Origin of the sequence: Enterobacter sp. 04-C-12-SI-ECC, assembly GCF_047530715.1 — a bacterium.
In the GTDB taxonomy this organism is placed as follows: Bacteria; Pseudomonadota; Gammaproteobacteria; order Enterobacterales; family Enterobacteriaceae; genus Enterobacter; species Enterobacter bugandensis.
Map to the genome: position 1 here is coordinate 1 of NZ_JBLKDI010000010.1, position 12,663 is coordinate 12,663.

Annotated in this window: 12 protein-coding genes and 3 tRNA genes; all 15 read right to left on the reverse strand. The window is 52.9% G+C overall.

Annotated features, from left to right (window positions below):
* Positions 1–45: 45 nt before the first annotated feature.
* Positions 46–121: transfer RNA gene (locus tag ACMWL8_RS14190), tRNA-Lys, on the reverse strand.
* A gap of 3 nt (positions 122–124) precedes the next feature.
* A tRNA-Val gene (locus tag ACMWL8_RS14195) sits at positions 125–200 on the reverse strand.
* Positions 201–227: 27 nt separating this feature from the next.
* Positions 228–303, reverse strand: a tRNA-Lys gene (locus tag ACMWL8_RS14200).
* 161 nt (positions 304–464) lie between these two features.
* Positions 465–1,259, reverse strand: coding sequence for a cell division protein CpoB (cpoB, locus tag ACMWL8_RS14205; protein ID WP_045261074.1), 795 nt, complete (start codon positions 1,257–1,259; stop codon positions 465–467).
* A 9-nt stretch (positions 1,260–1,268) separates the two neighbouring features.
* Positions 1,269–1,790 (reverse strand): peptidoglycan-associated lipoprotein Pal, encoded by a 522-nt coding sequence (gene pal / locus ACMWL8_RS14210; RefSeq protein WP_003858578.1) that lies wholly within the window; start codon positions 1,788–1,790, stop codon positions 1,269–1,271.
* 35 nt (positions 1,791–1,825) lie between these two features.
* Positions 1,826–3,118, reverse strand: a complete 1,293-nt coding sequence (gene tolB / locus ACMWL8_RS14215; protein ID WP_013097529.1) for a Tol-Pal system beta propeller repeat protein TolB — start codon at positions 3,116–3,118, stop codon at positions 1,826–1,828.
* 134 nt (positions 3,119–3,252) lie between these two features.
* Positions 3,253–4,506, reverse strand: coding sequence for a cell envelope integrity protein TolA (tolA, locus tag ACMWL8_RS14220; protein WP_028012388.1), 1,254 nt, complete (start codon positions 4,504–4,506; stop codon positions 3,253–3,255).
* 28 nt (positions 4,507–4,534) lie between these two features.
* Positions 4,535–4,963: a colicin uptake protein TolR gene (gene tolR, locus ACMWL8_RS14225; RefSeq protein WP_003858589.1), complete on the reverse strand. Its 429-nt coding sequence runs from the start codon at positions 4,961–4,963 to the stop codon at positions 4,535–4,537.
* A 3-nt stretch (positions 4,964–4,966) separates the two neighbouring features.
* Positions 4,967–5,659, reverse strand: coding sequence for a Tol-Pal system protein TolQ (gene tolQ, locus ACMWL8_RS14230; protein ID WP_008501101.1), 693 nt, complete (start codon positions 5,657–5,659; stop codon positions 4,967–4,969).
* The gene (ybgC, locus tag ACMWL8_RS14235) at positions 5,656–6,060 is read right to left on the reverse strand and encodes a tol-pal system-associated acyl-CoA thioesterase (protein ID WP_003858593.1); all 405 of its coding nucleotides are present in this window, start codon (positions 6,058–6,060) and stop codon (positions 5,656–5,658) included. The genes tolQ and ybgC overlap by 4 nt, the downstream gene beginning before the upstream one ends.
* A 148-nt stretch (positions 6,061–6,208) precedes the next feature.
* Positions 6,209–6,499 carry a cyd operon protein YbgE gene (gene ybgE / locus ACMWL8_RS14240; RefSeq protein WP_008501100.1) on the reverse strand — a complete coding sequence of 97 codons (291 nt, stop codon included), beginning with the start codon at positions 6,497–6,499 and terminating at the stop codon, positions 6,209–6,211.
* The gene (cydX, locus tag ACMWL8_RS14245) at positions 6,499–6,612 is read right to left on the reverse strand and encodes a cytochrome bd-I oxidase subunit CydX (protein ID WP_003858598.1); all 114 of its coding nucleotides are present in this window, start codon (positions 6,610–6,612) and stop codon (positions 6,499–6,501) included. Before cydX ends, ybgE begins: the two co-directional genes overlap by 1 nt.
* Before the next feature lie 14 nt (positions 6,613–6,626).
* Entirely contained in the window at positions 6,627–7,766 is a 1,140-nt protein-coding gene (gene cydB, locus ACMWL8_RS14250; RefSeq protein ID WP_028012386.1) for a cytochrome d ubiquinol oxidase subunit II, read from the reverse strand.
* Positions 7,767–7,781: 15 nt separating this feature from the next.
* Positions 7,782–9,350, reverse strand: a complete 1,569-nt coding sequence (gene cydA, locus ACMWL8_RS14255; RefSeq protein WP_045261075.1) for a cytochrome ubiquinol oxidase subunit I — start codon at positions 9,348–9,350, stop codon at positions 7,782–7,784.
* Between the two features lie 680 nt (positions 9,351–10,030).
* Complete coding sequence (mngB, locus tag ACMWL8_RS14260; protein ID WP_045261076.1) at positions 10,031–12,661, reverse strand: mannosylglycerate hydrolase; 2,631 nt, start codon at positions 12,659–12,661, stop codon at positions 10,031–10,033.
* Positions 12,662–12,663: the final 2 nt, after the last annotated feature.

A 12,663-nucleotide genomic window follows, 5' to 3' on the forward strand; every position in this document is an offset into this window, starting at 1 on the left:
TGAGCTAACGACCCCTTGCGGGATTTACTGCAAATTTATTCAGGCTGGTGGGTCGTGCAGGATTCGAACCTGCGACCAATTGATTAAAAGTCAACTGCTCTACCAACTGAGCTAACGACCCGAGTGGTGGGTGATGACGGGCTCGAACCGCCGACCCCCTCCGTGTAAAGGAGATGCTCTACCAACTGAGCTAATCACCCACTCTGTACTGCCGGAACTGCGTTAAGTGGTGGGTCGTGCAGGATTCGAACCTGCGACCAATTGATTAAAAGTCAACTGCTCTACCAACTGAGCTAACGACCCACTTTTATGCTGCTTTCACGTTGTTTGATATCCCGTGGCAACGGCGGCATATATTACTGATTTAAGAATTCTGCGCAACAAAAATTTCGATGAAGATCACTTAACTGCTTAGTAATCATGCTGCACGACCAGAAATAACGCGATTTCTGGTCATGCGATAATCATCCCATCGAATTCAGGCGTTTTTGCGCCTGCTTAGCACCTTCGGTGCCCGGGAATTTTGCGACCACCTGCTGATAAACCGCTTTGGCTTTCGCCGTGTCGCCTTTGTCCTGCATGATCACGCCAACCTTAAACATCGCATCTGGCGCTTTCGGCGATTTCGGGTAATTTTTTACCACGGAGGCAAAATAAAACGCCGCATCGTCCTTTTTACCCTTGTTGTAATTCAACTGACCGAGCCAGTAATTCGCATTTGGCTGATAGGTTGAGTCAGGGTATTTCTTGATAAAGTTCTGAAACGCAGCGAGCGCGTCATCCTGACGAGATTTATCCTGCACCAGGGCAATGGCCGCATTGTAATCCGTATTCGCGTCACCGCTCTGTACAGGCGCTCCTGTTGAGGCTGAAGCATCAGCAGACGGCGCAGGCGCTGAGGTTGCCGCGCCGCTTTGATCGCCCGCTGCGGGTTGTGCTGCTGCACCGCCGCTGCTCAGGCTATCTATCTGCAATAAAATTTGCTTCTGACGTTCCACAACCTGGTTAAGCTGATACTGACTTTCCTGAATCTGACCACGGAGAGAGTCAATATCGTTTTGGTTATCGGAAAGTTGCTGCTGGAGTTGGGTTAAAAGCTGACTGTGAGCGTTAGAAATACGCTCGAGCTGAGTGACCCGGTCTTCTACCGAGCCTGAGCCGACACTACTGATTGGTGCCTGAGCAAAAGCGGCCCAGGGGGCCGCTATTCCAATCAGTAACGACAGACTCAACAGATGATGTCTGAAGTTACTGCTCATGCAATTCTCTTAGTAAACCAGTACGGCACGACGGTTTTTGGAGTAAGCCGCTTCGTCGTGACCCAGTACTGCAGGTTTTTCTTTACCGTAAGAAACGATGGAGATCTGGTCAGCAGAAACGCCTTTACCCTGCAGGTACATCTTAACGGCGTTAGCACGACGTTCACCCAGGGAGATGTTGTACTCTGGAGTACCACGTTCGTCCGCGTGACCTTCTACGGTGACTTTGTAAGATGGGTTGCTACGCAGGAAGTTAGCGTGAGCATCCAGCATCGCAGCGAAGTCAGAACGGATGTCGTATTTATCCAGATCGAAGTAAACGATGTTGTTCTGCTGCAGCTGCTGCATCTGAAGACGCGCTTGCTCTTCAGAAGACATGTTGCCATTGCCGTTCGCGTCCATACCGGTACCGGCACCCATCATGCCTTCGCCGCTCTGGTCATTGCTGGCGTTCTTGTTAGAAGAACACGCTGCGATTGCCATTACAGGCAGAGCGATCATCAGCCCCTTCAGCACTTTGTTCAGTTGCATTTCTATGATTCCTTTAGTAATCAATTAATTATTATTTACAGATACGGCGACCAGGCAGGTGATTTTACCTGTCCATCAGTGGCCGGAATACGCGCTTTGAAACGCCCATCTGTAGAAACCAGATTCAGCACAGATCCCATCCCCTGAGAAGAGCTGTAGATTACCATAGTGCCGTTAGGTGCCAGACTTGGCGTTTCATCCAGGAACGTTGACGACAGAACTTGAACGCCACCCGCTACCAGATCTTGTTTGGCAATGTGCTGCTGCCCACCGTTGGAGCTGACCATTACCATGAATTTACCGTCGCTGCTCACGTCTGCGTTCTGGTTCTGAGAGCCTTCCCAGGTGATACGCTGCGGAGCACCGCCGTTAATGTTCACTTTATAGATTTGTGGACGGCCTGCCTGGTCAGAGGTAAATGCCAGGTTTTGGCTGTCCGGGAACCATGATGGTTCAGTATTGTTGCTGCGACCGTCGGTCACCTGACGGATCTGGCCAGAGCCAATGTCCATCACGTACAGATTCAGGCTACCGGTTTTAGAAAGCGCAAACGCCAGTTTAGACCCATCTGGAGAGAAGGAAGGCGCACCGTTGTGACGTGGGAACGACGCTACCTGACGCACCGCACCGTTAGCCAGCGTCTGGATAACCAGCGCAGAACGACCACTTTCGAAGGTCACGTAGGCCAGCTTAGACCCGTCCGGAGACCAGGCTGGAGACATTAGCGGCTGTGAAGAGCGTTTCACCAGGAACTGGTTGTAACCGTCGTAGTCAGAGACGCGCAGCTCGTACGGGAACTGACCGCCGTTGGTCTGTACCACATATGCGATACGGGTACGGAACGCACCTTTAATACCGGTCAGCTTTTCGAATACCGCGTCGCTGGCCGCGTGTGCCGCGTAGCGCAGGTACTGTTTAGTGACCTTGTAAGAGTTCTGTGCCAGAACGGTACCCGGTGCACCGCCGGTATCTACCAGCTGCCAGGCCACGTTGTAAGAACCGTCCGGGTTAGGCGTAACCTGCCCCACCACCACGGCATCGATACCCAGCGCAGACCATGCAGCAGGCTGGACTTCCTGCGCACTGCCCGGCTGCTGCGGCAGACGAGAACGATCTAACGGGTTGAATTTACCGCTGTTACGCAGGTCAGCCGCCACGATGCCACCGGCATCTTCAGGTGCAGCGCCAGGACCGGCCCACTGGAACGGAACAACACCGATTGGGCGTGCCGAGTCCACCCCCTGGGTGATCTCGATACGTACTTCTGCGTGCAGGACTGCTGCCCACAGCATTAAAAAACTAAATGCTACACGTAATGCCTGCTTCATCATATCTCCCTTATCCGGGTAACCTTACCCACGATAATTTAGCAGAATGTTAACAAACTCAAATAGACAAAACTACCCGAACCCTGTGACTAAACCTGGTCTATTTTTCCCCGTTTGCACGGGGAAAATGTAACTTAAGGTTTGAAGTCCAGCGGCGCATTTTTGAAGACTTCGTAGACTGCCTGAGAAGGCGGTTTAGGCATCTTCGCCTGACGCGCTGCAGCCAGAGCCGCAGTACATAAAGCCGGGTCGCCACCTTCAGACTTAATATCAAGCAGCATGCCGTCCGGAGCCAGTTTTATACGCAGCGTACACGTTTTACCGGCATAGGAAGACGCATCGTAGAACCGGCTTTCAATCGCCGATTTAATCTGCGCGGCATAGCCGTTGATTTCAGCCCCTGTCGCACCGTTACTCTTAGTGTTACCACTTCCGGTCGGCGCTGCGTTGTTTCCTTTCGCGCCACCGCCCGTTTTCGGTGCATTCTTACCGGAGCTTAAATCCCCCAGCAGATCGTCAACCCCTGCGGCTGCCGCAGCTTTTTCAGCGGCAGCAGCCTTTTTAGCAGCCGCTTTTTCAGCAGCGGCTTTCTTATCGGCAGCGGCCTTCTCAGCTGCAGCTTTTTTATCAGCAGCGGCTTTTTCAGCGGCGGCAGCTTTTTCGGCAGCAGCCTTCTCAGCCGCAGCGGCTTTCTTCGCAGCCTCGGCAGCCGCTTTCTTCTCTGCGTCCTGAGCGGCTTTCTTCGCGGCTTCGGCTTCAGCTTTCTTCTGTGCGTCAGCAGCGGCTTTCTTCGCGGCTTCCGCTTCGGCTTTCTTCTGGGCATCCGCAGCGGCTTTCTTCGCGGCTTCGGCCTCAGCTTTCTTCTGGGCATCGGCAGCCGCTTTCTTCGCCGCTTCTGCCGCTAATTTTGCCTGGGCATCAGCCTGCGCTTTGGCATCCGCTGCGGCTTTTGCTGCCGCCTCTTCCGCCTGCTTTTGCTGTTCCTGCGCTTTCTTCGCGGCCTCTTCGGCTTGCTTCTGCTGTTCCGCCTGCGCTTTCGCGGCTTCCTGCGCCTGCAAACGTTCTTTCTCAAGCTGCTTCAAACGCTCCTGCTCGGCGGCCTGCTTTTCACGCAGCTCTTCCGCCTGCTGTTGCGCCTGTTTTTCACGCTGCTCTTCAGCCCGTTTGGCACTCGCCTTCTGCTGTTGTTCGCGATTATAGTTTTGCACTACCGCACCGGGATCCACCATTACGGCGTCAATGGAAGACCCTCCACCGCCGCCTGCTGATGCATCAATATGCTCGTCGAACGAACTCCAGATCAGCGCTGCAAAAAGAATAACGTGCAGCACTGCGGAGACGATTATCGCTCGCTTAAGCTTGTCGTTCTGTTCGGTTGCCTTTGACACTATCGGTTCCCAAAAACTACGCGGATGATCAAATAGGTTGAGTCATTAAGCCAACTGACTTAACACCCGCACTATGTAGCAAGTTCAGCGCTTTAATAATTTCATCGTAGGGTACGTCTTTCGCGCCACCGATTAAGAAGACCGTTTTCGGATTTGACTCCAGGCGACGCTGCGCTTCGGCAATAACCTGCTCAGGTGGCAGCTGATCCATACGATCTTTCTCTACCACCACGCTGTACTGCCCTACGCCGGAAACTTCAATGATGACCGGAGGATCGTCATTGGTGCTCACCGCCTGTGATTCTGTCGCATCCGGCAGATCGACTTCCACACTCTGGGTAATGATGGGCGCTGTTGCCATGAAGATCAGCAGCAGTACCAGCAGAACGTCCAGCAGTGGCACGATATTGATTTCGGACTTGAGCTCGCGACGACCTCGTCCACGCGATCTGGCCATGGTTTACCCCTTGTTGCTCTCGGTGCTGGTAAACGCCTGACGGTGCAGAATCGCGGTGAACTCTTCCATAAAGTTGTCGTAGTTCAGTTCCAGTTTGTTCACGCGCTGGTTCAGACGGTTGTAAGCCATTACCGCCGGAATTGCCGCAAACAGACCGATAGCGGTCGCAATCAGTGCTTCAGCGATACCCGGTGCAACCATCTGCAACGTCGCCTGCTTCACCGCGCCCAGCGCGATAAAGGCGTGCATGATCCCCCACACGGTACCAAACAGACCGATATACGGGCTGATAGAACCCACGGTGCCGAGGAAAGGAATGTGCGTTTCAAGATTTTCCAGCTCGCGGTTCATGGAGATCCGCATCGCACGCGATGCCCCTTCCACGACGGCTTCCGGCGCATGATTGTTTGCCCGATGCAGACGAGCGAACTCTTTGAATCCGCTATAGAAAATTTGTTCGGAGCCGGTCAGGTTTTCACGGCGTCCCTGGCTCTCCTGATACAGGCGAGAAAGTTCAATACCCGACCAGAACTTATCTTCAAATGCTTCCGCTTCACGGCCAGCTGCATTGAGGATACGCGTTCTCTGGATAATGATGGCCCAGGATGCGATTGAAAAACCAATCAAAATCAACATGATAAGTTTAACCAGAAGGCTTGCCTTCAGGAACAAATCAAGGATATTCATGTCAGTCACTGCTTAAACTCCGCGACAATAGACTTAGGAAGCGCACGAGGCTTCATTATGGTTGGATCAACACAAACAATCAGTACTTCAGCTGAGTTCAGTACGGTGTTCTCTGCGTTGACTATCCGCTGCGTGAAAACCAGTGAGGTCCCGCGCATTGATGTAATTTCAGTTTGGACTTCGAGCATATCGTCGAGTCTGGCAGGCGCAAAATACTCAAGCGTCATCTTGCGTACCACGAAGGCAACTCGCTCAGCCAACAGCACCTGTTGACTAAAGTGATGATGGCGCAGCATCTCTGTGCGTGCCCGTTCATAAAAAGCAACGTAGCTGGCGTGGTAAACCACACCACCGGCATCGGTATCTTCGTAATAGACACGAACCGGCCATCGAAACAGCGTTGTATTCACTTTACATCCCAGTAATGCAACAAAAGTTAGAGCTTTTAAACTTCGCTACTATACGCGCGGGGAAGATGGTTTGGAATGGGGGAAAGTAAACGGAGAGTAAATTTTTATGGGCTCGGGTAAGCCCATAACGTTAACGGACATTTCTTATTCAGAAGAAGAAGAAAATCAAACCGGCGAGAAGCACCAGATCGGCAATCAGCGGGCAAAAAATTCCCTGCCAGTGAACGGCTTTCGGACGAAAGCCCACGCCGTGGATCACCCCGGCACACACTGCCCACATGATGAGGAAGCCGTGCCAGATCTCAAGCTCGCTGGTCTTTGCCGCAAAGCGCGACGGGTCCCAGAAGATACAGCCTGCCAGCAGTAATGCCATTACTAAAGAAAGCGCCCGTAACGGGCGCTTATCCATTACCGCGTAAAGCTTCGCGATAATATTCATCAGTGTTTTTCTTCACCCGCTTTGGTCGCTTCGACGTGCTCAAGCGCCAGGGCAGTGATGACACCAAAAGCACAGGCAAGAAGCGTCCCTAAAATCCATGCGAAATACCACATATTCAGCTCCTTACTTAGTACATAGAGTGGGTGTTGCTTTCGATATGTTCTTTGGTGATACGACCGAACATTTTCCAGTAACACCAGATGGTGTAGGCCAGAACAATCGGAACGAACACGCAAGCAACGTAAGTCATTAAGTTCAGCGTCATATGGCTGGAGGTTGCATCCCACATGGTCAGGCTAGCATTCAGCATGGTGCTGGATGGCATGACGAATGGGAACATGGCAATACCCGCCGTCAGGATGATGCATGCCAGCGTCAGTGAAGAGAACACGAATGCCAGAGCACCTTTCTCCAGACGAGACGTCAGCACGGTCAGCAGCGGCAGCAGCACGCCCAGAGCCGGGATCGCCCACAGCGCAGGGGTATTGTTGAAGTTCACCAGCCATGCACCAGCCTGACGCGCCACTTCTTTGGTCAGCGGGTTAGACGGTGCCGAGTGGTTAATCGCAGACGTCACCACGTAGCCATCAATACCGTACACCACCCACACGCCTGCCAGAGCGAAGCAAACCAGCGTCACCAGTGCCGCCACCTGAGCAGTAGCACGGGAACGCAGGTGCAGTTCACCCACAGTACGCATCTGCAGGTAAGTTGCGCCCTGAGTGATGATCATCGCCACGCTCACCACACCGGCCAGCAGGCCAAACGGATTCAGCAGTTGGAAGAAGTTGCCGGTGTAATAAAGACGCATGTATTCATCAAGGTGGAACGGTACGCCCTGCAGCAGGTTACCGAATGCCACACCAATCACCAGCGGTGGAACGAAGCTACCAATGAAGATGCCCCAGTCCCACATGTTGCGCCAGCGGGTATCTTCAATCTTGGAACGGTAGTCGAAACCGACCGGACGGAAGAATAAAGAGGCCAGCACCAGAATCATCGCCACATAGAAGCCGGAGAACGCAGCCGCGTAGACCATCGGCCAGGCAGCGAACAGCGCGCCGCCTGCGGTGATCAGCCACACCTGGTTACCGTCCCAGTGAGGGGCGATGGAGTTAATCATGATTCGACGCTCGGTGTCATTACGACCGAGGAAACGGGTGAGCATCCCCACCCCCATGTCGAAACCATCCGTGACGGCGAAACCGATCAGCAGAACGCCAACCAGCAGCCACCAGATAAAACGCAATACTTCATAATCGATCATTTGATGACTCCTGTCTTAGCGTGCCGGCTGAGTAGTCGCAGTGGACTGCTCGTAGTGATAGCGACCGGTTTTCAGGCTGCTTGGGCCAAGGCGCGCGAACTTGAACATCAGGAACAGTTCAGCCACCAGGAACAGGGTGTACAGACCACAGATCAGCAGCATGGAGAAGATCAGGTCGCCTGCCGTCAGGGAAGAGTTCGCGACCGCCGTTGGCAGTACCTCACCAATCGCCCATGGCTGACGGCCATACTCCGCTACAAACCAGCCGGATTCAATCGCGATCCACGGCAGTGGAATACCGTACAGCGCGGTGCGCAGCAGCCATTTTTTCTCGCCGATGCGGTTACGAATCACGGACCAGAAGGACGCCGCAATGATCAGCAGCATGATGATGCCGCAGCCCACCATGATACGGAATGCGAAGTACAGTGGCGCAACGCGTGGAATCGAGTCTTTGGTCGCCATCTGAATCTGTGCTTCCGTCGCATCAGAAACGTTCGGGGTATAACGTTTCAGCAACAAACCGTAGCCCAGGTCTTTCTTCACGTCGTTAAATTGATCGCGAACGGCCTGATCGGTAGAGCCGGCACGCAGCTGTTCCAGCAGCGAGTAAGCCTTCATACCGTTACGGATACGCTCTTCGTGCTGAACCATCAGCTCCTTCAGACCCGTTACCTGCTTATCGACAGAACGGGTTGCGATGATACCCAGCGCGTAAGGGATTTGGATGGCGAAGCGGTTTTCCTGCGCGTCCTGATCGGGAATACCGAACAGCGTAAAGGCAGCAGGTGCCGGCTGGGTTTCCCATTCGGCTTCGATAGCGGCCAGTTTGGTTTTCTGCACGTCACCCATTTCGTAACCGGATTCATCACCCAGAACGATAACGGAGAGGATTGCAGCCATACCGAAGCTTGCAGCGATAGCAAAGGAGCGCTTGGCAAACGCGAAGTCACGACCGCGCAGCATATAGTAGGAGCTGATACCCAACACGAACATCGCGCCGCACACGTAGCCAGATGCCACGGTGTGAACAAATTTAACCTGAGCAACCGGGTTCAGGACCAGCTCGGCAAAGCTGACCATCTCCATACGCATGGTTTCGAAGTTGAAGTCAGACGCGATCGGGTTCTGCATCCAGCCGTTTGCCACCAGGATCCACAGCGCGGACAGGTTCGAACCTAATGCCACCAGCCAGGTTACGGCCATGTGCTGAACTTTACCCAGACGGTCCCAACCGAAGAAGAACAGACCTACAAAGGTGGATTCGAGGAAGAAGGCCATCAGGCCTTCAATGGCCAGCGGCGCACCGAAGATATCCCCTACATAGTGGGAATAGTAAGACCAGTTAGTCCCGAACTGGAACTCCATGGTCAAACCGGTTGCCACGCCCAGCGCGAAGTTGATACCGAACAACTTGCCCCAGAACTTGGTCATATCTTTATAAATCTGTTTGCCGGAGAGGACGTAAACCGTTTCCATAATTGCCAGCAGGAACGCCATACCGAGCGTCAGCGGCACAAACAGGAAGTGGTACATCGCGGTCAAGGCAAACTGTAAGCGCGACAGTTCGACTACGTCTAACATTATGACTCCTTGCTCATCGCATGAAGACTCCGAGAGTGAACCCCGTCAGAAAGAGATTCACACGCATGCCCCAATACAAATTATTCGCATCCTGGTCGTCGTTATTACCCTGGAGAAGGATAAAAACGATGACGACAGGTTACAAATAGGTTAATAAAAAACTCAAATTGATCCCGCAAATATAATACGCTGCAAAACCCTTACAATAAACAGGTTTTTATTGAATCACATTTACGTTTTTCGACGGCGATCAATTTATAGCAAAATTACCACTTTTCGGCCATTTTGATCGGGGACAATTTAGCGCTTTTCGGCATCTTTTTCCAAGCATTAAACTTTGATTTAAATCAAAAACCGGTCTTGATGTTAATCATGTTTAGCTTCGGTGAGAATGGTAAAAACCATGTTAATGATATGTGCATGCAAAGATGCGATTGGTTATCGAAGACCAAAAAAAATATAAACAGAAGTGATTTTAATTAACGCGAGAGAAAAATGCCCTGTCGAAGCGGGACAAACAATAAGCGTAGCTGGGCCAGTTTATTTTTCCATTCTGTTTTTGCAACTCTTAGAAATTACATTTAATTTACTTTTATTATCCCGGAAGTTAACACCGAAGCGTGACTATTTAATGAAAAAAGGCCGCAAACTCTGCGGCCTTTTGATCGTGTCAGCGGTTTTCAGGCAAGAAGAATGCTGAAGGTTCGTGACTGTCCCGGTCTGAACGCCCCGACGATGCCCTCTTCTTCACGATTGTCTATTATCCGTTCATTCATGTCCGTTTCGCAGCACCGTTTCACGGTCGGATCCACGGATAACGTCGCGTCACATGCGCTGGACTCGGAAGGGTTGAACAGACGAAGAATGAGTTCGTCTCGATCTTCAGCCTTTTTGAGCGTACTGAGCACGCATCCCGTGGGCGAAAGCGCCAGCAGGCTGTAACTTTCCGGCGTGGTAAACGACGAGCGATTGAGCTTCATCGCGTCCCAGGGAATTTTGTTATAGCACTGCACCGGCGTTAACCACGATTTAGCCTGCTGCGCGACGCCCGCGTTTTCCGGCGTTCCACTGAAGCTGAAGAGGCTAAAGCGACAGCTTAACGAACCGCGCACCTGAGAGTCAGGAACAGGCATTTTGATTCCTGAAGGCCTACCGGGGCGCAACAGCAAATCTTCTTTGCCGAGTAACCCCACGCCGCGCAGCAGGGTCAGGGCAAAGGCTTTTTTATCCTCGCCTACTACTTCAAACTCGCGTAGTCCTTCGGTGAACAGCGCAAGCCCGTTTCGTTTTTCCTGCAGGACGGCATAGTTGAGTAAATTCCAGACGGGAACCGGCGCTTCTTTCCACCCCTCCTCCTGCCAGTTTTCCATCGCCGCGTCCTGTACCGGACGAGTGAGGGTGCCAAACTGCGTATCAGCTAACACGTCCTCTGTCATAAACGGCGTAGGGATCAGCACGCGGACGCGGTGGTCGTCAGCCTGATTATCCAGACGCACCGCCACATCAATACGCCTGCTGTGGTGGCTAAGCGTGATTTCAACCTCAGCGCCGAGAGACCCGTTTCGCTGACCCGCCGCGCGTTCGGCCAGATTAGCCGGTACCGCGATCTGATGGCGAATCACCGCCCTGCTCTGCCAGCGTTCGTGTATAACCTCGACCTGATGCTCGCCCTGCGCTGAAGTGAGTCTCCACTCTTCCCGCGAAGGCGAGTAGTCGTACTCATCGCCATCATCCGAACCCTCTTCGATTTCCAGCACCCGGTCATAAATCAGCCCGGTTTCTTTGTCGCGCAGGCGCAGCGTACCGTCGTTATTTAAATCAATCTGCCAGAAGGCGTTTTCGAGCAAGGATTCGGTGTTTATCACCGGAGAGATCACCTTCCCGGCCACGTTTGGCTCGATAAACAGCGTACGGTAGCCCATCGACGGCAGTATCTGGCTGAGCTGAATATCAAACTCCATAAACGGCTCATAATTACCGTAATGGACAATCTGCCTGTCAATGAGACCAGGGTCCAGCTCGCGCGCGCTGCGAATGAAATACGGGATCTCGTTGCCTTTATCATCCAACAGACGGAACTGGCTGGCGCGCAGTCGAATCGTGGTGTTCATCACCTCTTCACGCGGCCAGGGCATCAGGTTGAACATCACCAGTTTGTCGGCGTCGCTTTGCGGCATGTTGTCGACAATCTTGCGCATATAGAAACGCACCAGGTTATCTGCCATGTCTTCAGCCAGTTCAAAACGAGAGACAATCTCACGATGCACCTTGTCGCTGCAGCAGCAGCCGATGCTGTCGTGAGCGTGGTTTTTAAGAATCTCTTTCCACATCTTCTCCAGCAGGCCGTGGTGATAATCGAAGCCCAGCGTCCATGCAAGCGTTGCCAGCGGTTCGAGGATGTTGACAATTTTGTTCTCAATACGCGCATGGGCAATTTTGATATCCATGCGCGTGGAGCCGATTGTCCGGTGCACGCGCATGTATTTCCCGTCGATAAACTCCCCTTTCAGGGTCGCCAGTTCATCGCGGCGTGCCTCAATGTGGTCAAACACCTCTTCAAAGCGGCTCATTACAAATTGACGCTGCGGATAGATTTCACGCAGCTTATCCATCACGGAGAAAATGTTCTGCTGCAGCGGCATCTGATCGTGACCGTTGGGCAGCAAAATCTCTTTGGTGACGGAGGCCTTTTCCAGAACGTCGAAATAGCTGTCGAGCCGTTTTCGCAGGCCGGCTTCGTCCTCCGGTAAGTACTTACCAATCGCGTAGCCCAGCGGCAGCACCTGCGCCGTGACTTCACTGCCGTCCTGGCTCTGCCAGAGAAATTCGGTTTTATCGGTCCCGTGTCGTTCCGAGCAGCCGCGCCAGAACATCGTCCGGGTAATGCCAAATCCGTTATAGATATGCGGAAGCTGGCCGGACATACCAAACGAATCCGGCAGATAGCCGATCTTCATCGGCTCGCCGAACGCCATACAGTCCCGGATGCCGTACATCAGGTTGCGGACAATCGACTCGCCGCTGACAATCGTGGTATCGGTCTGGGTATACCAGGGGCCGATAATCAGTTTTCCGCGCTCCACCAGCGCCTTTACCCGCGCGCGGTTTTCGGGCACGACGGCAAAATAATCTTCCAGCACCGCCGTCTGGCCATCAAGGACGTAATATTTATACTCGTCGTCCTGCTCCAGGCGGGTCAGGATCTCTTCCATATTATTGACCAGAAGAATACGCGACTCTTCAGTGGTGAAGTACCACTCACGGTCCCAGTGCATATGCGGCGTGATATGAACACGAGATACAGCTTTCATCT

Excerpts from the sequence above, each read along its gene's own strand:
- cydX (WP_003858598.1), bottom strand. The coding sequence starts at position 6,612 with ATGTGGTATTTCGCATGGATTTTAGGGACGCTTCTTGCCTGTGCTTTT.
- cydA (WP_045261075.1), bottom strand. The coding sequence starts at position 9,350 with ATGTTAGACGTAGTCGAACTGTCGCGCTTACAGTTTGCCTTGACCGCG.
- cpoB (WP_045261074.1), bottom strand. The coding sequence starts at position 1,259 with ATGAGCAGTAACTTCAGACATCATCTGTTGAGTCTGTCGTTACTGATT.
- mngB (WP_045261076.1), bottom strand. The coding sequence starts at position 12,661 with ATGAAAGCTGTATCTCGTGTTCATATCACGCCGCATATGCACTGGGAC.
- ybgE (WP_008501100.1), bottom strand. The coding sequence starts at position 6,499 with ATGAATATTATCGCGAAGCTTTACGCGGTAATGGATAAGCGCCCGTTA.
- pal (WP_003858578.1), bottom strand. The coding sequence starts at position 1,790 with ATGCAACTGAACAAAGTGCTGAAGGGGCTGATGATCGCTCTGCCTGTA.
- tolB (WP_013097529.1), bottom strand. The coding sequence starts at position 3,118 with ATGAAGCAGGCATTACGTGTAGCATTTAGTTTTTTAATGCTGTGGGCA.
- tolR (WP_003858589.1), bottom strand. The coding sequence starts at position 4,963 with ATGGCCAGATCGCGTGGACGAGGTCGTCGCGAGCTCAAGTCCGAAATC.
- cydB (WP_028012386.1), bottom strand. The coding sequence starts at position 7,766 with ATGATCGATTATGAAGTATTGCGTTTTATCTGGTGGCTGCTGGTTGGC.